Origin of the sequence: Flavobacterium tagetis, from assembly GCF_016735615.1 — a bacterium.
Lineage (GTDB): Bacteria > Bacteroidota > Bacteroidia > Flavobacteriales > Flavobacteriaceae > Flavobacterium > Flavobacterium tagetis.
Window position 1 is genome coordinate 74,345 of sequence record NZ_JAERSF010000004.1, and the last position, 15,930, is coordinate 90,274.

Annotated in this window: 26 protein-coding genes; 25 read left to right on the forward strand and 1 reads right to left on the reverse strand. The window is 34.7% G+C overall.

Annotated features, from left to right (window positions below):
• Positions 1–7: 7 nt before the first annotated feature.
• A complete protein-coding gene (locus JI750_RS18015; RefSeq protein WP_236673093.1) occupies positions 8–1,708 on the reverse strand; it encodes a BamA/TamA family outer membrane protein in 1,701 nt (566 codons plus the stop codon).
• A 182-nt stretch (positions 1,709–1,890) separates the two neighbouring features.
• Between JI750_RS18015 and rpsL the strand changes: the two genes are divergently transcribed.
• The 25 genes from rpsL to secY all read left to right on the forward strand — a co-directional run bounded on the left by rpsL (position 1,891) and on the right by secY (position 15,927).
• Positions 1,891–2,274: a 30S ribosomal protein S12 gene (rpsL, locus tag JI750_RS18020; protein ID WP_007136570.1), complete on the forward strand. Its 384-nt coding sequence runs from the start codon at positions 1,891–1,893 to the stop codon at positions 2,272–2,274.
• A 24-nt stretch (positions 2,275–2,298) separates the two neighbouring features.
• A complete protein-coding gene (gene rpsG, locus JI750_RS18025; RefSeq protein WP_026727879.1) occupies positions 2,299–2,775 on the forward strand; it encodes a 30S ribosomal protein S7 in 477 nt (158 codons plus the stop codon).
• A gap of 11 nt (positions 2,776–2,786) precedes the next feature.
• Positions 2,787–4,943, forward strand: coding sequence for an elongation factor G (fusA, locus tag JI750_RS18030; protein ID WP_111364460.1), 2,157 nt, complete (start codon positions 2,787–2,789; stop codon positions 4,941–4,943).
• Between the two features lie 10 nt (positions 4,944–4,953).
• On the forward strand, positions 4,954–5,259 hold the full coding sequence (rpsJ, locus tag JI750_RS18035) for a 30S ribosomal protein S10 (protein ID WP_007803605.1): 306 nt from the start codon (positions 4,954–4,956) through the stop codon (positions 5,257–5,259).
• A 394-nt stretch (positions 5,260–5,653) separates the two neighbouring features.
• Entirely contained in the window at positions 5,654–6,271 is a 618-nt protein-coding gene (gene rplC / locus JI750_RS18040) for a 50S ribosomal protein L3 (protein ID WP_144217592.1), read from the forward strand.
• Positions 6,271–6,900: a 50S ribosomal protein L4 gene (rplD, locus tag JI750_RS18045; protein ID WP_202005471.1), complete on the forward strand. Its 630-nt coding sequence runs from the start codon at positions 6,271–6,273 to the stop codon at positions 6,898–6,900. The genes rplC and rplD overlap by 1 nt, the downstream gene beginning before the upstream one ends.
• A 7-nt stretch (positions 6,901–6,907) precedes the next feature.
• Complete coding sequence (rplW, locus tag JI750_RS18050; RefSeq protein WP_008464286.1) at positions 6,908–7,198, forward strand: 50S ribosomal protein L23; 291 nt, start codon at positions 6,908–6,910, stop codon at positions 7,196–7,198.
• A 9-nt stretch (positions 7,199–7,207) separates the two neighbouring features.
• Positions 7,208–8,032, forward strand: coding sequence for a 50S ribosomal protein L2 (gene rplB / locus JI750_RS18055; protein ID WP_008464287.1), 825 nt, complete (start codon positions 7,208–7,210; stop codon positions 8,030–8,032).
• Positions 8,033–8,038: 6 nt separating this feature from the next.
• Positions 8,039–8,317, forward strand: coding sequence for a 30S ribosomal protein S19 (gene rpsS / locus JI750_RS18060; protein ID WP_008464288.1), 279 nt, complete (start codon positions 8,039–8,041; stop codon positions 8,315–8,317).
• A gap of 8 nt (positions 8,318–8,325) precedes the next feature.
• Positions 8,326–8,739 carry a 50S ribosomal protein L22 gene (rplV, locus tag JI750_RS18065; RefSeq protein WP_007803631.1) on the forward strand — a complete coding sequence of 138 codons (414 nt, stop codon included), beginning with the start codon at positions 8,326–8,328 and terminating at the stop codon, positions 8,737–8,739.
• 5 nt (positions 8,740–8,744) lie between these two features.
• Complete coding sequence (gene rpsC / locus JI750_RS18070) at positions 8,745–9,503, forward strand: 30S ribosomal protein S3 (protein WP_008464292.1); 759 nt, start codon at positions 8,745–8,747, stop codon at positions 9,501–9,503.
• A 19-nt stretch (positions 9,504–9,522) separates the two neighbouring features.
• Positions 9,523–9,948 (forward strand): 50S ribosomal protein L16, encoded by a 426-nt coding sequence (gene rplP, locus JI750_RS18075; protein WP_008464295.1) that lies wholly within the window; start codon positions 9,523–9,525, stop codon positions 9,946–9,948.
• A 13-nt stretch (positions 9,949–9,961) separates the two neighbouring features.
• Positions 9,962–10,153, forward strand: a complete 192-nt coding sequence (gene rpmC, locus JI750_RS18080; RefSeq protein ID WP_008464297.1) for a 50S ribosomal protein L29 — start codon at positions 9,962–9,964, stop codon at positions 10,151–10,153.
• 17 nt (positions 10,154–10,170) lie between these two features.
• Positions 10,171–10,431 carry a 30S ribosomal protein S17 gene (gene rpsQ / locus JI750_RS18085; RefSeq protein ID WP_012022485.1) on the forward strand — a complete coding sequence of 87 codons (261 nt, stop codon included), beginning with the start codon at positions 10,171–10,173 and terminating at the stop codon, positions 10,429–10,431.
• Positions 10,432–10,433: 2 nt separating this feature from the next.
• Positions 10,434–10,802 carry a 50S ribosomal protein L14 gene (gene rplN, locus JI750_RS18090; RefSeq protein ID WP_007803649.1) on the forward strand — a complete coding sequence of 123 codons (369 nt, stop codon included), beginning with the start codon at positions 10,434–10,436 and terminating at the stop codon, positions 10,800–10,802.
• Between the two features lie 11 nt (positions 10,803–10,813).
• Positions 10,814–11,128 (forward strand): 50S ribosomal protein L24, encoded by a 315-nt coding sequence (rplX, locus tag JI750_RS18095; RefSeq protein ID WP_007803650.1) that lies wholly within the window; start codon positions 10,814–10,816, stop codon positions 11,126–11,128.
• Positions 11,129–11,130: 2 nt separating this feature from the next.
• Entirely contained in the window at positions 11,131–11,682 is a 552-nt protein-coding gene (gene rplE / locus JI750_RS18100) for a 50S ribosomal protein L5 (RefSeq protein ID WP_012022484.1), read from the forward strand.
• A gap of 3 nt (positions 11,683–11,685) precedes the next feature.
• Positions 11,686–11,955, forward strand: coding sequence for a 30S ribosomal protein S14 (gene rpsN / locus JI750_RS18105; RefSeq protein WP_031456037.1), 270 nt, complete (start codon positions 11,686–11,688; stop codon positions 11,953–11,955).
• A gap of 104 nt (positions 11,956–12,059) precedes the next feature.
• A complete protein-coding gene (rpsH, locus tag JI750_RS18110; RefSeq protein WP_008464306.1) occupies positions 12,060–12,458 on the forward strand; it encodes a 30S ribosomal protein S8 in 399 nt (132 codons plus the stop codon).
• A gap of 18 nt (positions 12,459–12,476) precedes the next feature.
• Positions 12,477–13,019, forward strand: coding sequence for a 50S ribosomal protein L6 (rplF, locus tag JI750_RS18115; protein WP_202005474.1), 543 nt, complete (start codon positions 12,477–12,479; stop codon positions 13,017–13,019).
• Positions 13,020–13,030: 11 nt separating this feature from the next.
• Positions 13,031–13,381 (forward strand): 50S ribosomal protein L18, encoded by a 351-nt coding sequence (gene rplR, locus JI750_RS18120; protein ID WP_109190655.1) that lies wholly within the window; start codon positions 13,031–13,033, stop codon positions 13,379–13,381.
• Positions 13,382–13,384: 3 nt separating this feature from the next.
• Positions 13,385–13,909: a 30S ribosomal protein S5 gene (gene rpsE, locus JI750_RS18125; protein WP_111364454.1), complete on the forward strand. Its 525-nt coding sequence runs from the start codon at positions 13,385–13,387 to the stop codon at positions 13,907–13,909.
• Between the two features lie 11 nt (positions 13,910–13,920).
• Positions 13,921–14,103 carry a 50S ribosomal protein L30 gene (gene rpmD, locus JI750_RS18130; RefSeq protein WP_008464315.1) on the forward strand — a complete coding sequence of 61 codons (183 nt, stop codon included), beginning with the start codon at positions 13,921–13,923 and terminating at the stop codon, positions 14,101–14,103.
• Between the two features lie 11 nt (positions 14,104–14,114).
• Positions 14,115–14,567 carry a 50S ribosomal protein L15 gene (rplO, locus tag JI750_RS18135; protein ID WP_109190654.1) on the forward strand — a complete coding sequence of 151 codons (453 nt, stop codon included), beginning with the start codon at positions 14,115–14,117 and terminating at the stop codon, positions 14,565–14,567.
• A 13-nt stretch (positions 14,568–14,580) separates the two neighbouring features.
• Positions 14,581–15,927, forward strand: a complete 1,347-nt coding sequence (gene secY / locus JI750_RS18140; protein WP_007803669.1) for a preprotein translocase subunit SecY — start codon at positions 14,581–14,583, stop codon at positions 15,925–15,927.
• Positions 15,928–15,930: the final 3 nt, after the last annotated feature.

Here is a 15,930-nt window from a genome sequence, read left to right on the forward strand (position 1 = left end):
TAAAAGCTTAAAATTTAACATTATAACAGATCGTGAGTATACTGTTATAAAATTTTATTTCGGTTTGATTTGTGCTACCATTAGCAATAATTATTTTTAATAAGCCGTTTTTTGTTAGTAGTCCTAAACCTACTCCAGCGCTAATTAGACTGTTGAATTTTTCGCTATTTTTTATTGAAGTTCGATCTTGATAAATTCCATAATCGAGTATGGTGTGTGCGTATAAATTTGAGCTAAGTAAATATCTGTATTCGGTAATGAATAGATTTGCAATATTTCCTTGAAGACTATTTTCTGAGAAACCTCGAATTGAATTTAATCCTCCAAATCTAAAAAGTTCGTTTGTGATGTAATTGTCGCTTTTTAGATATAAGATTTGAGGGTTGATGTAGATAAAGTTTTTTTTATTTAATTCGAAATTGTAAGAGAGATTTAGATTAGTGTAAAATTGATTGGTTGTTTCTTTTATTTCAGTAGTGTTGTTTGTTGTTCTTTTTCCATAGCCAAATAATAGATTTGCATATGATTTTCTTGGAAACAGATTGTTAGAGCTGTTGTTTTTTTTGTGCTCTAGGGTAGAAGTAAAGTATGAGTTTTTGAAATCACTGATTGTTGCGTTGTTAGTATTTTGAATGTCGCTTGATTCTGTTGATTGATACCCGATGTATACTTTAGAATTATAATTTAAATAATAGCCTAGATCTATTGCTGTTTTTGTGTTTTGAAATGTGCTATCCTGTTTAAAGATATTTAGTTGGGCTTTTATTCCTAGTGCTGTTTTGAAAATATATGGAATTTCAAGTTTTGTGTTAAAAGTTGTTTGTTTGTTGCCGTCGCTTTTCCAGTATAGAGAAAATTGTTCGCCTGCATGAAGTGTATTTATTAAAGAGATATCTAAATATCCGTTGAGTTGTATTTTTTTACTATCATCATTTGAAAATCCAATATAGCCGTCAAAAGTGTTTGCTTTTCTTTTGTCTAAATAGGTGTAAACTTTTGTTGAGTCATTGGTAAATAAGATTTCTGGGTATTTAGCCTGAGAAACAAATTCAAAACTATTTATGTCTTCAGAAAGTTTTTTAACAGTTTCTTGATTGAAGGTTTTATTGATGTATTTCCTGTTTAATTGTTTTAATGCTCCTTTAGGAAAATAATCTTTCAAAGAAGGATTTGTGTAATTTACAATAATAGCATTGAGGGTTCTTTTGATTTCAGAGTCAAAACTTAAGTCTGCGTAAATTATTGAATTCTTCTTTTTAATGTTTTCAAGTTTGATTTTTGAGAATGCAAAACCATCTTTTTCTTTATCTGATATTTTTTGGTTTAAGAAATTCTCCAGCTCGGTATAAGGTATGATTATGCTGTCTTTTGTTTTTTTTTCTGAATCATAAAAAAAACTATTTGCTCCTATATATATGTGTATTTCTTTGATTTTTGATTTTATATCTATCAGAGCAGTGTAAGTGGTGTCGTTTGTTTTTTTATTTTCTAGTATTTCAGTGTCTATATAGCCTTGTCTTGTGAGTTTGTTTATTACAGATGAAATTTCATTATTCAGGGATTTTATGTTTTGATGTTTTTTTGTATAAAGAATGGAGTCAATAGTTTGATTTTGGTTTTTATTGATTCCGTTTATGTTAAGGTAGAAAGATTGTGCAAAACAATTTGATGATACGAGTAAAATGAATATGTAATATAATTGTTTCAAATGCAATCGTTTTGTTAGTTAAATGTAAAGCAAATATCTAATGTTTCTTTGTGAAATCATAGATATAAATAATGTTGTTGAAAATTAATGATTTAACGTTTGTATAGTGAAAAATATTTTATACATTTGCAACCCCGTAAAAAGCGGGAATTTAATAAACATAATAATTTTTAGTATTAATTATGCCAACAATTCAACAATTAGTAAGAACAGGAAGAACTCAGATCACTAAGAAGAGTAAATCGGTTGCTTTAGATTCTTGTCCTCAAAGAAGAGGGGTTTGTACGCGTGTTTACACTACTACACCAAAAAAACCAAACTCTGCAATGCGTAAAGTTGCGCGTGTACGTTTGACAAATGGTAATGAGGTGAATGCTTACATCCCAGGAGAAGGACATAATCTACAAGAGCACTCGATAGTATTAGTGCGAGGTGGAAGGGTAAAAGATTTACCAGGTGTTAGATATCATATCGTTCGTGGAGCGCTTGATACGTCAGGTGTTGCAGGAAGAACGCAAAGAAGATCTAAGTACGGTGCTAAACGCCCAAAAGAAGCAAAAAAGTAATTTAAAAACTTTTAAGAAAAAGACATGAGAAAAAGAGCGGCAAAGAAAAGACCACTTTTACCGGATCCAAGGTTTAACGACCAATTAGTAACACGTTTTGTGAACAACTTAATGTGGGATGGTAAGAAATCTACAGCTTTTAAAGTATTTTATGATGCTATTGACATCATCGAGACTAAAAAGCAAAATGATGAGAAAACTTCATTAGAGATCTGGAAAGATGCTTTAACAAACGTTATGCCTCACGTAGAAGTACGTAGCCGTAGAGTTGGTGGAGCTACATTCCAAATCCCAATGCAAATTCGTCCAGACAGAAAAATTTCTATGGCAATGAAGTGGTTAATACTTTATTCAAGAAGAAGAAATGAAAAATCTATGGCGCAACGTTTAGCTTCTGAGTGTTTAGCTGCGGCTAAAGAAGAAGGTGCTGCGGTTAAGAAAAGAATGGATACTCACAAAATGGCAGAAGCTAACAAAGCATTCTCTCACTTTAGATTTTAATTCGTAAAGAAATGGCTAGAGATTTAAAATATACAAGAAATATCGGAATCGCTGCTCACATTGATGCTGGTAAAACAACAACAACTGAGCGTATTCTTTTTTATACTGGAAAGTCACACAAAATTGGTGAGGTGCACGATGGTGCTGCAACAATGGACTGGATGGCTCAAGAGCAAGAAAGAGGTATTACAATTACTTCTGCTGCTACAACTTGTACTTGGAACTTCCCAACTGTACAAGGTAAAGTTATTCCAGAATCATTGCCGTACCACTTTAATATTATTGATACTCCTGGACACGTTGACTTTACTGTAGAGGTAAACCGTTCTTTGCGTGTACTTGATGGTTTGGTTTTCTTATTTAGTGCTGTTGATGGTGTTGAGCCTCAGTCAGAAACTAACTGGAGACTTGCTGATCAATATAGAGTTCCTCGTATGGGATTCGTAAACAAAATGGACCGTCAAGGTGCTAACTTCTTAGCTGTGTGTGGTCAGGTTAAAGATATGTTGAAATCGAATGCGGTTGCAATTACTTTGCCTATTGGTGATGAGGCAGATTTTAAAGGTATTGTTGACTTAGTTAAAAATCAAGCTATTGTATGGCATGATGAAACTCAAGGAGCTACTTTTGATATTGTTGATATCCCAGCTGATATGGTTGATGATGTAAAACACTATCGTTCTATCCTTATCGAAGAGATTGCTACTTATGATGAGAATCTTTTAGATAAATACATGGAAGATGAAAACTCTATTACAGAGGAAGAAATTAACAATGCATTAAGAGCGGCTACTATTGATATGGCAATCATTCCTATGCTTGCTGGTTCTTCTTTCAAAAACAAAGGAGTTCAATTCATGTTAGATGCTGTTTGTAAGTATTTACCATCTCCATTAGATAAAGAAGGTATCGAAGGAATTCACCCTGATGATGCTGAATTGTTAGAAGAAGATCAAACTAAAATCTTACGTCGCCCAGATGTAAAAGAGCCGTTTGCTGCTTTAGCATTTAAAATTGCTACTGACCCATTCGTAGGTCGTTTAGCTTTCTTCCGTGCTTATTCGGGACGTTTAGATGCTGGTTCTTATGTTTTAAATACTCGTTCTGGTAACAAAGAGAGAATCTCTCGTATTTACCAAATGCACGCTAACAAACAAAATCCAATCGAATTTATTGAGGCTGGAGATATTGGAGCTGCTGTAGGATTTAAAGATATCAAAACTGGAGATACTTTGTGTGATGAGAAGAGTCCAATTATCTTGGAATCTATGAAATTCCCAGAGCCTGTAATTGGTATCGCTATTGAGCCTAAAACTAAAGCTGATGTTGATAAAATGGGTATGGCTTTGGCTAAATTAGCTGAAGAGGATCCAACGTTTACTGTAAGAACTGATGAGGCTTCAGGTCAAACTATTATTTCTGGTATGGGTGAGCTTCACTTAGATATCTTAGTTGATCGTATGAAACGTGAGTTTAAAGTAGAGGTTAATCAAGGTGAGCCACAAGTAGAGTATAAAGAGGCGTTTACTAAATCTGCTCAACATAGAGAAACTTACAAAAAACAATCTGGAGGTCGTGGTAAATTCGGTGATATCGTATTTAGAATCGAGCCTGCTGATGAAGTTGATGGTAAAGTTCCTGTAGGATTGCAGTTTGTTAATGAGGTAAAAGGTGGTAACGTTCCTAAAGAATATATCCCTGCTGTTGAAAAAGGTTTCCGTGAGGCTATGAAAACAGGTCCATTAGCTGGATATGCTGTTGATAGTTTGAAAGTAACTTTATTAGATGGATCTTTCCACCCTGTGGATTCTGATGCTCTTTCTTTTGAATTAGCTGCAAGAATGGGTTATAAAGAGTCAGGACGTGCTGCTGGAGCTGTTATTCTTGAGCCAATCATGAAAATCGAAGTTATTACTCCTGAAGAAAACATGGGTGATATCGTAGGTGACTTGAACCGTCGTAGAGGTCAAGTTAATGACATGGGTGATAGAAATGGTGCTAAAACTATTAAAGCTGATGTGCCTTTATCAGAAATGTTTGGTTATGTAACTACATTAAGAACATTATCTTCTGGTAGAGCAACTTCAACAATGGAGTTTTCTCACTATGCAGAAACACCTTCTAATATTTCAGAAGAGGTAATCAAAAAAGCAAAAGGTAACGCTTAATTTTAAGAAAATGAGTCAAAAAATCAGAATAAAACTAAAATCTTACGATCACATGTTGGTAGATAAATCTGCTGAAAAGATCGTAAAAACAGTAAAAACTACTGGAGCGGTTGTAACAGGTCCAATTCCGTTGCCAACTCACAAAAAACTTTTCACTGTATTGCGTTCTCCGCACGTTAACAAAAAAGCGAGAGAGCAATTTGAAGTAATGTCATACAAGAGATTGATTGATATTTATTCATCTTCATCTAAAACTATTGATGCTTTAATGAAACTTGAATTGCCAAGTGGAGTTGAAGTGGAGATTAAAGTATAATTTTTTTATATTTTTCATATAAAAAGCGAGACATTTTTTGTCTCGCTTTTTTTGTTTGTAAAAGTTGGTTTTAATTTGTAAAATTTTAAAGATTTGTGATTCTTTAAGTTTTGTAAAAGCCTTTGTTTTAGAGGGATGTGAGTTTTTTTTGTTGCGATTTTATTAATTAATTGTTATGTGTAAAATGTTTGAGGATGGAGAAATTGGGCTTGGATTTTGGTGTTGATAAAGTTTAGTTTGAAGGCGTTTTGATGCTTGGATTTTGATAATGAGCGATTTAATTTTTGTAACTGTTTGGTTTATTCAATTTTAATATCTACTTTTGCACTCCCTGTTTGGAAATTTCTGTTATTTTCAAATTGAAGGGAATTTTAGTAATTAATAATTAATATTTATGTCTGGGTTAATTGGTAAGAAAATCGGCATGACTAGTATTTTCGACGAAAACGGGAAAAACATTCCTTGTACAGTAATCGAAGCTGGTCCATGCGTTGTTACCCAAGTCAGAACCAATGAGGTTGACGGGTATGAAGCGTTGCAACTTGGTTTCGATGACAAAAACGAGAAACATTCTACTAAAGCTGCTTTAGGGCACTTTAAAAAAGCTGGAACTGTTGCTAAGAAAAAAGTCGTTGAATTCCAAGATTTTGCAACTGAACAAAAATTAGGAGATCTTATTGATGTTACTATTTTTGAAGAAGGAGAATTTGTAGATGTACAAGGTGTATCTAAAGGTAAAGGTTTCCAAGGTGTTGTTAAGCGTCACGGTTTTGGTGGGGTTGGACAAGCTACTCATGGTCAGCACAACCGTTTAAGAGCGCCAGGTTCTGTAGGAGCTTCTTCTTATCCATCTAGAGTGTTCAAAGGAATGCGTATGGCTGGAAGAATGGGAGGAGAAAATGTAAAAGTTCAAAACCTTAGAGTTTTAAAAGTAGTTGCTGAAAAGAATCTACTTGTTGTTAAGGGATGTATTCCTGGTCACAAAAACTCTTATGTAATCATTCAGAAGTAATGGAAGTAAAAGTATTAGATTTCAACGGAAAAGATACTGGAAGAAAAGTTCAACTTTCTGATTCAGTATTCGCAATTGAACCAAATAATCACGCTGTATATCTTGATGTTAAGCAATATCTTGCTAATCAAAGACAAGGTACTCACAAAGCTAAAGAAAGAGCTGAAGTAACTGGAAGTACGCGTAAGATTAAAAAACAAAAAGGAACTGGTACTGCTCGTGCAGGAAGTGTTAAGAATCCTTTGTTTAAGGGTGGGGGAACAGTTTTCGGTCCAAGACCAAGAAGTTATTCATTTAAATTGAATAAAGGTTTAAAAAGATTGGCTAGAAAATCTGCTTTCTCAATCAAAGCAAAAGAGTCAAATATCGTAGTTGTAGAAGACTTTAATTTTGAAGCACCAAACACTAAAAATTTCATTAACGTTTTGAAAGCTTTAGGGTTAGAGAATAAAAAATCTTTATTTGTATTGGGCGAGTCAAATAAAAACGTATATTTGTCGTCACGTAATTTAAAGGCTTCAAATGTCGTAACTAGCTCGGAATTAAGCACTTACGCAATATTAAACGCTAATAATTTAGTGCTTTTAGAGGGTTCTTTAGAGTTAATTGAAGAAAATTTAAGTAAATAATAGGAATATGAGCATCATTATTAGACCTATAGTAACGGAAAAAGTAACCAAAGAAAGTGAAGTTCTAAACCGCTTCGGATTCGTTGTTAACAAAAAAGCAAACAAAGTTGAGATTAAGAAAGCTGTTGAGGCTGCTTATGGAGTAACTATCGTTTCTGTTAACACAATGAATGTGAGACCAGATAGATCTACTAAATACACTAAAAGTGGTTTAATCAGTGGAAAGACAAATGCATACAAAAAAGCAATTGTTCAAGTACAAGAAGGAGAAACAATTGATTTTTACAACAATATCTAAGATAGAAAAATGTCAGTAAGAAAATTAAAACCTATTACCCCGGGTCAGCGATTTAGAGTTGTGAATGGTTATGACGCTATTACAACTGATAAGCCGGAACGCTCTTTGATAGCACCGATAAAAAACTCAGGAGGTAGAAATAGTCAAGGAAAGATGACCATGCGTTATACGGGTGGTGGTCACAAGCAGAGATATCGTATCATCGATTTCAAAAGAACTAAAGATGGAATTCCAGCTACAGTGAAATCAATCGAATACGATCCAAATCGTACTGCATTTATCGCTTTATTAGCTTATGCTGATGGAGAGAAAACTTATATTATCGCTCAAAATGGATTGAAAGTTGGTCAGAAATTAGTTTCTGGACCAGAGTCTCAACCGGAGATTGGTAATACTTTACCTTTAAGCAGAATTCCTCTTGGAACTGTTATATCTTGTATTGAGTTACGTCCAGGGCAAGGAGCTGTTATTGCTCGTTCAGCTGGAACTTTTGCTCAGTTAATGGCAAGAGACGGGAAATACGCAACAATTAAAATGCCATCAGGTGAGACAAGATTAATCTTGTTGACTTGTTCAGCTACAATTGGAGCTGTTTCTAACTCTGACCACCAATTAGTTGTATCTGGTAAAGCAGGTAGAACAAGATGGTTAGGAAGAAGACCTAGAACTAGACCAGTAGCGATGAACCCTGTTGATCACCCTATGGGAGGTGGTGAAGGACGTTCTTCTGGAGGGCACCCACGTTCAAGAAACGGATTGCCAGCTAAAGGTTACAGAACTCGTTCTAAGAAAAACCCGAGTAACAAGTATATCGTAGAACGTAGAAAGAAATAATAAGATATGGCACGTTCATTAAAAAAAGGACCTTTCGTTCATTATAAATTAGACAAGAAAGTTCAAGAAAACGTAGAAAGTGGTAAAAATGCAGTTGTAAAGACTTGGTCTAGAGCTTCAATGATTACTCCAGATTTCGTTGGACAGACTATCGCAGTTCATAACGGTCGTCAATTTGTACCAGTTTACGTAACAGAAAACATGGTAGGTCACAAATTAGGAGAGTTTTCGCCAACTAGATCTTTTAGAGGTCATGCTGGAGCAAAAAATAAAGGTAAAAAATAAAAGAAGCAATGGGAGTTCGTAAAAGAGAAACAGCAGATGCGAGAAAAGAGGCTAATAAGTCTATCGCTTTCGCAAAATTGAATAACTGCCCTACTTCACCTAGAAAAATGCGCTTAGTAGCGGACTTGGTAAGAGGTCAGAAGGTAGAAAGAGCACTTAACATTTTAAGATTCAGTTCTAAAGAAGCTTCAAGAAAATTAGAAAAACTATTATTATCTGCAATCAATAACTGGGAGCAAAAAAATAGTGAAGGTAATTTAGAAGAAGCTGGATTATTTGTTAAAGAGATCAGAGTAGATGGAGGAATGATGTTAAAAAGACTTCGTCCAGCTCCACAAGGTCGTGCACACAGAATAAGAAAACGTTCTAATCACGTAACAATCGTGCTTGGAGCTATCAATAACACACAAAGCAATTCTTAAGCAGCATGGGACAAAAGACAAATCCAATTGGAAATAGACTTGGTATCATCAGAGGATGGGACTCAAACTGGTATGGTGGAAATGATTACGGTGATAAATTAGCCGAAGATCACAAAATCAGAAAGTATATCCACGCTCGTTTATCAAAAGCTAGTGTATCAAAAGTAATCATCGAGAGAACTTTGAAACTTGTAACCGTTACTATCACTACTGCTAGACCTGGTATCATTATCGGGAAAGGTGGACAAGAGGTAGACAAGTTAAAAGAAGAACTTAAGAAAGTTACTGACAAAGAGGTTCAAATCAACATCTTTGAAATTAAAAGACCTGAGTTAGATGCTTATCTTGTGGCTACAAGCATCGCTCGTCAAATCGAAAGCCGTATTTCTTACAGACGTGCAATCAAAATGGCTATTGCTGCTTCTATGCGTATGAACGCTGAAGGTATCAAAGTTTTGATTTCTGGTCGTTTGAATGGTGCTGAGATGGCGCGTTCGGAAGGTTTCAAAGAAGGTAGAATTCCTCTATCAACTTTCAGAGCTGACATTGATTATGCTCTTGCTGAAGCTCATACTACTTACGGTAGAATGGGAATTAAAGTATGGATCATGAAAGGTGAAGTTTACGGTAAGAGAGAACTTTCTCCACTTGCTGGAATGGATAAAAAACAATCTGGTACAGGTGGTGGAAAAGGTGGAGATGCTCCTAGAGGCAAATCTAACTTTAACAAAGGTGGAAAACCAGACGCTCGTAAAAGAAAGTAAATTTTTAAACTAAAGAAAAATGTTACAGCCTAAAAGAACAAAATACCGTAAGGTACAAAAAGGTAGAATGAAAGGTAACTCTCAAAGAGGGCATGAGCTTTCAAATGGAATGTTTGGTATTAAATCTGTACATGAAGATGGAATGTTCTTAACTTCTCGTCAAATCGAAGCTGCGCGTATCGCTGCAACTCGTTACATGAAAAGAGAGGGACAATTATGGATTAAAATTTTCCCAGACAAACCTATTACTAAGAAACCTCTTGAAGTACGTATGGGTAAAGGTAAAGGAGCAGTTGAGTATTGGGCTGCTGTTGTTAAACCAGGAAGAATTATGTTTGAAGTTGGAGGAGTTCCATTGTCAGTTGCAAAAGAGGCTTTACGCCTTGCAGCTCAAAAACTTCCAGTAAAAACTAAGTTCGTCGTTGCTAGAGATTTCGAAGCATAATTTATAATTTATTATGAAACAATCAGAAATAAAAGATCTTTCTGCAGCGGAGTTGCAAGAAAAGCTTAGTCAAACTAAGAAAGTATATGCTGACCTAAAAATGGCTCATGCTATCTCTCCAATTGCTAACCCACTTCAAATTAGAAGCGTTAGAAGAACAGTTGCAAGATTAGCTACAGAGTTAACTAAAAGAGAGTTACAATAATTGTATTCTGCTGAAAGATGGAAGAAAAAAGAAATTTAAGAAAAGAAAGAATAGGTGTTGTTACTTCAAACAAGATGGATAAATCTATCGTGATTTCTGAAGTAAGAAAAGTAAAACACCCATTATACGGTAAGTTCGTGTTGAAAACTAAGAAATATGTTGCACACGACGAAACAAACGACTGTAACATTGGAGATACTGTAAGAATTAGCGAAACGCGTCCTTTAAGTAAAACAAAATGTTGGAGATTAGTTGAAATCTTAGAAAGAGCTAAATAATTATGGTACAACAAGAATCAAGACTAAAAGTAGCAGATAACACGGGAGCTAAAGAAGTTTTAACTATTCGTGTTTTAGGAGGTACTAAAAGAAGATATGCCTCTGTTGGTGACAAAATTGTAGTTTCTATCAAAGATGCAACTCCAAACGGAAACGTGAAAAAAGGAGCTGTTTCAACTGCAGTTGTTGTACGTACTAAAAAAGAAGTGAGAAGAGCTGATGGTTCTTATATCCGTTTCGATGACAATGCATGTGTTCTTTTGAATGCTGCAGGAGAAATGAGAGGAACTCGTGTTTTTGGTCCGGTAGCAAGAGAACTTCGTGAAAAACAATTCATGAAAATTGTATCATTAGCACCAGAAGTGCTTTAATTCGTTTTAAGATGATAAAGCTAAAAATAAAATCAGGAGATATCGTAAGAGTTATTGCTGGAGACCATAAAGGTGCTGAAGGTAAAGTTTTACGTGTTTACCGTGAGAAAAATAAAGCGATAGTTGAAGGTGTAAACATGGTTTCAAAACATACAAAACCAAGTGCTAAAAACCCTCAAGGTGGTATCGTTAAGAAAGAAGCTTCTATTCAAATTTCTAACATTTCTCTAATTGATCCTAAAACTAAGGAAACAACTAGAGTAGGTATTAGAGTAGAAGGAGATAAGAAAGTAAGATTTTCAAAAAAATCTAATCAAGTACTATAGTAATGGCATATACACCTAGACTAAAAGAAGAATATAAGAGTAGAGTAATCTCTGCTCTTAAAGAAGAGTTCGGATATACAAACGTAATGCAAGTTCCTAAACTTGAAAAAATCGTTTTGAGCCGTGGAGTTGGTGCAGCTGTATCTGATAAAAAACTTATTGACTATGCAGTTGATGAGTTAACAAAGATCACTGGACAAAAAGCAGTTTCTACAATCTCTAAGAAAGACGTTGCGTCTTTCAAATTGAGAAAAGGAATGCCTATTGGAGCAAAAGTTACTTTACGTGGAGAAAGAATGTACGAGTTTTTAGATAGACTTATTACTTCTGCTTTACCACGTGTTAGAGATTTCGGTGGTATTAAAGCTACTGGTTTTGACGGAAGAGGTAACTACAATCTTGGAGTTTTAGAGCAAATCATTTTCCCAGAAATTGATATTGACAAAGTAAACAAAATTTCAGGAATGGATATTACTTTTGTTACTACTGCAAAAACAGACAAGGAAGCAAAGTCATTATTGGCTGAATTAGGATTACCTTTTAAAAAGAATTAAGACATGGCTAAAGAATCAATGAAGGCCCGTGAGGTTAAAAGAGAGAAAACGGTAGCTAAGTATGCTGAAAAGAGAAAAGCTTTATTAGAAGCTGGAGACTATGAAGGTTTACAAAAATTACCTAAAAATGCTTCACCAGTTCGTTTACACAACCGTTGTAAATTAACAGGTAGACCAAGAGGTTATATTCGTCAATTTGGTATTTCTCGTGTAACTTTCCGTGAAATGGCTAATAATGGATTAATTCCTGGTGTTAAAAAAGCATCTTGGTAATCTCGCAATAAGTTATTACTTTTGCAAACCAAAAAATAATTTTAATTGATTAAAGGTTCGGGAGACGTGTGTCTCCCGAAAACCATAATCGCAATCAAATACATATGTATACAGATCCTATTGCAGATTATTTGACTAGAGTTCGTAACGCTGTGGCTGCAAACCACAAAGTTGTTGAAATTCCAGCTTCTAATCTTAAAAAAGAGATAACTAAGATCTTATTTGATCAAGGTTACATCTTAAGTTACAAATTTGAGCAGAACACAGTTCAAGGTTCTATCAAAATCGCTTTAAAGTATGATAAAGATACTAAAGAGCCTGTAATCAAAGATATCCAAAGAATTAGTAAACCAGGTTTACGTAAGTATGCTGGTGCTGCCAAATTACCAAGAATCCTTAACGGATTAGGAATTGCTATTGTTTCTACGTCAAAAGGTTTGATGACTGGAAAACAAGCTAAGCAATTAAATGTAGGTGGTGAAGTAATTTGTTACGTATACTAATTTTAAACACTAGATAAGATGTCAAGAATAGGTAAAAGCCCAATTGTAATCCCTGCTGGTGTAACTGTTGAAGTTAAAGACGGTAATATTACAGTAAAAGGAAAAAGAGGTCAACTAGTACAAGAGTTTTCGGACGTTAATGTAACAGTTGAAGGCGATCAAGTTTTAGTTGAAAGATCGTCTGATCATAAAGACCATAGAGCAAAACACGGATTATTTAGATCTTTGATCAATAATATGATTGTGGGTGTTTCTGAAGGTTTCACAAAAGAACTAGAATTAGTTGGAGTTGGTTATAGAGCTTCAAACCAAGGTCAAAAATTAGATTTAGCTCTTGGATATTCTCACAATATTGTTTTAGAGATTGCTCCTGAAGTAACTTTAGAAACAGTATCTGAAAAAGGTAAGAACCCAATCGTAAAATTAACATCATTTGATAAACAACTTTTAGGACAAGTTGCTGCGAAAATCAGAGGTTTCCGTAAGCCAGAGCCGTACAAAGGAAAAGGTGTTAAATTTGTGGGTGAAGTATTAAGAAGAAAAGCAGGTAAATCAGCTTAAAATATAAGATTATGTCATTAACAAAATCTGAAAGAAGACAGAGAATTAAATTCAGAATTAGAAAATCGGTTAGTGGTTCAGCTGCAAGACCTAGACTTTCTGTTTTTAGAAGTAATAAAGAAATTTACGCTCAAATTATTGATGATGTAAATGGAGTTACTATATTAGCTGCATCTTCGAGAGAAAAAGAAATAGGAAAAGGTACTAACGTTGAAATCGCTGCTGCTGTTGGAAAATTAGTTGCAGAGAAAGCGTTAAAAGCTGGGATTGATACCATCACTTTTGATAGAGGTGGATATTTGTATCACGGTCGTATTAAATCATTAGCAGAAGGCGCAAGAGCCGCTGGACTTAAATTCTAATATATTATGTCTAAATACAAAAATGTAGAATTGGTAAAACCTAGTGGTCTTGAACTTAAAGATCGTCTAGTTAGTGTTAATCGTGTTACTAAAGTTACAAAAGGTGGTAGAGCTTTCGGTTTTTCTGCTATTGTAGTTGTAGGTGATGAAAATGGAGTAGTTGGTCACGGATTAGGAAAATCTAAAGACGTTTCTGAAGCAATTGCGAAAGCGGTAGAAGATGCTAAGAAAAATTTAGTTAGAATTCCTTTGAATGGACAATCTGTTCCTCACGAACAAAAAGGTAAATTTGGTGGTGCACGTGTATTCCTAATTCCAGCATCTCATGGTACTGGAGTTATTGCTGGTGGAGCTGTTCGTTCAGTTCTTGAGTCAGTAGGTATTCACGATGTATTGTCTAAATCTCAAGGATCATCAAATCCACATAACGTAGTAAAAGCAACTTTTGATGCTTTATTGCAAATGAGAAGCGCTCATACTGTTGCAAAACAGAGAGGTATTTCTTTAGAAAAAGTTTTTAAAGGTTAATTCAGGAAATTATGGCTAAATTATTAGTAAAACAAGTAAGAAGCAAAATCAACTGTCCTCTTTCTCAAAAGAGAGGGTTGGAAGCTTTAGGTCTACGTAAAATTGGACAAGTTGTGGAGCATGAGTCAAATCCTGCTATCCTTGGGATGATAAACAAAGTTAAACACTTAGTTTCTGTAGAAGAAGCTAAATAACAAATACTGTTATGAATTTAAGTAACTTACAACCTGCTGAAGGATCTACGCACAATCAAAATAAAAGATTAGGTAGAGGAGAAGGTTCTGGAAAAGGTGGTACCGCTGCACGTGGACACAAAGGAGCAAAATCTCGTTCTGGTTATTCTAAAAAGATTGGTTTTGAAGGAGGGCAGATGCCGCTTCAAAGACGTGTACCTAAGTTTGGTTTCAAAAACATCAATCGTAAAGAATACGAAGGTGTTAATTTAGATACTCTTCAATTATTAGTTGATAACGGTGTGATTACTGATTCTGTTTCAATGACAGATTTCGTAGCAAATCGTTTGGCTACTAAAAATGAAATCGTTAAGATTTTAGGTAGAGGAGAATTGAAAGCGAAATTAAAAGTAACTGCCCACAAATTTACCGCTACTGCAAAAGCTGCTATTGAAGCTGCTGGTGGAGAGGCTGTAACTATATAACTTATCTATTAAGATGAAGAAATTTATTGAATCAATAAGTAATGTTTGGAAAATCGAAGAACTAAAGAATAGAATCTTAATTACTTTAGGATTACTTTTAGTATATCGTTTTGGAGCACACGTTACGCTTCCTGGAATTGACGCAACGCAATTGACTGGTTTAGCGGGACAAACTAAAAATGGTCTAGGATCTATTCTAGACATGTTCACCGGGGGTGCTTTCTCTAAGGCTTCAGTTTTTGCCTTAGGTATCATGCCTTATATTTCTGCGTCTATTGTTGTTCAGTTGATGGGGATTGCGATTCCATATTTACAAAAACTTCAAAATGATGGGGAAAGTGGTAGAAAAAAGATTAATCAAATCACTCGTTGGTTGACAATCGCTATCACATTGGTTCAAGGTCCAACTTATATCTATAATTTATACAGAACATTGCCTAGTAATGCATTTTTGCTAGGCTTTAATTCTCCTGAATTTTTGTTCTCTTCTGTTATCATTTTAGTTACAGGTACAATTTTTGCTATGTGGCTTGGTGAGAAAATTACAGATAAAGGTATTGGAAATGGTATTTCATTGTTAATTATGGTTGGTATTTTAGCTCGTTTACCACAAGCTTTTATACAAGAGTTTACTACTCGTGTTACCAATAACAATGGAGGTCCAATGTTATTAGTTATTGAAATTATTGTGTGGCTATTAGTTATCATTTCTTGTGTATTGCTTACAATGGCAGTGCGTAGAATCCCAGTACAGTATGCGCGTCGTACAACTACAGGAGATTACGAGCAAGATTTGGCAGGTGGTAATAGACAATGGATTCCTCTAAAGCTTAATGCTTCTGGAGTAATGCCAATCATTTTTGCTCAAGCAATTATGTTTATCCCTGCAGCTGTGGCTGGATTGTCTAAATCAGATACATCACAATCTATTGTTGGTGCATTTAGTAATATGTTTGGTTTCTGGTATAATTTTGTTTTTGCAACTTTAATTATTGTATTTACATTCTTTTATACTGCAATCACCGTTCCTACTAACAAAATGGCTGATGATTTAAAAAGAAGCGGCGGTTTTATTCCTGGAGTTCGTCCGGGAGCAGAAACTTCTGATTTCCTTGATAAAGTGATGTCTTTAATAACTTTCCCAGGATCTTTATTCCTTGCTTTGATTGCTGTGTTCCCAGCTATTGTTGTAAGTATTATGGATGTACAACAATCTTGGGCAATGTTTTTTGGAGGTACCTCATTAATAATTATGGTTGGTGTTGCAATAGATACTATTCAGCAGATCAATTCATATTTGTTAAACAAACATTATGATGGTTTAATGAAGACTGGTAAAAATAGAAAAGCGGTAGCTTAATAT

Coding starts and splice junctions, on each gene's coding strand:
- rpsL (WP_007136570.1), top strand. CDS start 1,891: ATGCCAACAATTCAACAATTAGTAAGAACAGGAAGAACTCAGATCACT.
- rpsG (WP_026727879.1), top strand. CDS start 2,299: ATGAGAAAAAGAGCGGCAAAGAAAAGACCACTTTTACCGGATCCAAGG.
- fusA (WP_111364460.1), top strand. CDS start 2,787: ATGGCTAGAGATTTAAAATATACAAGAAATATCGGAATCGCTGCTCAC.
- rpsJ (WP_007803605.1), top strand. CDS start 4,954: ATGAGTCAAAAAATCAGAATAAAACTAAAATCTTACGATCACATGTTG.
- rplC (WP_144217592.1), top strand. CDS start 5,654: ATGTCTGGGTTAATTGGTAAGAAAATCGGCATGACTAGTATTTTCGAC.
- rplD (WP_202005471.1), top strand. CDS start 6,271: ATGGAAGTAAAAGTATTAGATTTCAACGGAAAAGATACTGGAAGAAAA.
- rplW (WP_008464286.1), top strand. CDS start 6,908: ATGAGCATCATTATTAGACCTATAGTAACGGAAAAAGTAACCAAAGAA.
- rplB (WP_008464287.1), top strand. CDS start 7,208: ATGTCAGTAAGAAAATTAAAACCTATTACCCCGGGTCAGCGATTTAGA.
- rpsS (WP_008464288.1), top strand. CDS start 8,039: ATGGCACGTTCATTAAAAAAAGGACCTTTCGTTCATTATAAATTAGAC.
- rplV (WP_007803631.1), top strand. CDS start 8,326: ATGGGAGTTCGTAAAAGAGAAACAGCAGATGCGAGAAAAGAGGCTAAT.
- rpsC (WP_008464292.1), top strand. CDS start 8,745: ATGGGACAAAAGACAAATCCAATTGGAAATAGACTTGGTATCATCAGA.
- rplP (WP_008464295.1), top strand. CDS start 9,523: ATGTTACAGCCTAAAAGAACAAAATACCGTAAGGTACAAAAAGGTAGA.
- rpmC (WP_008464297.1), top strand. CDS start 9,962: ATGAAACAATCAGAAATAAAAGATCTTTCTGCAGCGGAGTTGCAAGAA.
- rpsQ (WP_012022485.1), top strand. CDS start 10,171: ATGGAAGAAAAAAGAAATTTAAGAAAAGAAAGAATAGGTGTTGTTACT.
- rplN (WP_007803649.1), top strand. CDS start 10,434: ATGGTACAACAAGAATCAAGACTAAAAGTAGCAGATAACACGGGAGCT.
- rplX (WP_007803650.1), top strand. CDS start 10,814: ATGATAAAGCTAAAAATAAAATCAGGAGATATCGTAAGAGTTATTGCT.
- rplE (WP_012022484.1), top strand. CDS start 11,131: ATGGCATATACACCTAGACTAAAAGAAGAATATAAGAGTAGAGTAATC.
- rpsN (WP_031456037.1), top strand. CDS start 11,686: ATGGCTAAAGAATCAATGAAGGCCCGTGAGGTTAAAAGAGAGAAAACG.
- rpsH (WP_008464306.1), top strand. CDS start 12,060: ATGTATACAGATCCTATTGCAGATTATTTGACTAGAGTTCGTAACGCT.
- rplF (WP_202005474.1), top strand. CDS start 12,477: ATGTCAAGAATAGGTAAAAGCCCAATTGTAATCCCTGCTGGTGTAACT.
- rplR (WP_109190655.1), top strand. CDS start 13,031: ATGTCATTAACAAAATCTGAAAGAAGACAGAGAATTAAATTCAGAATT.
- rpmD (WP_008464315.1), top strand. CDS start 13,921: ATGGCTAAATTATTAGTAAAACAAGTAAGAAGCAAAATCAACTGTCCT.
- rplO (WP_109190654.1), top strand. CDS start 14,115: ATGAATTTAAGTAACTTACAACCTGCTGAAGGATCTACGCACAATCAA.
- secY (WP_007803669.1), top strand. CDS start 14,581: ATGAAGAAATTTATTGAATCAATAAGTAATGTTTGGAAAATCGAAGAA.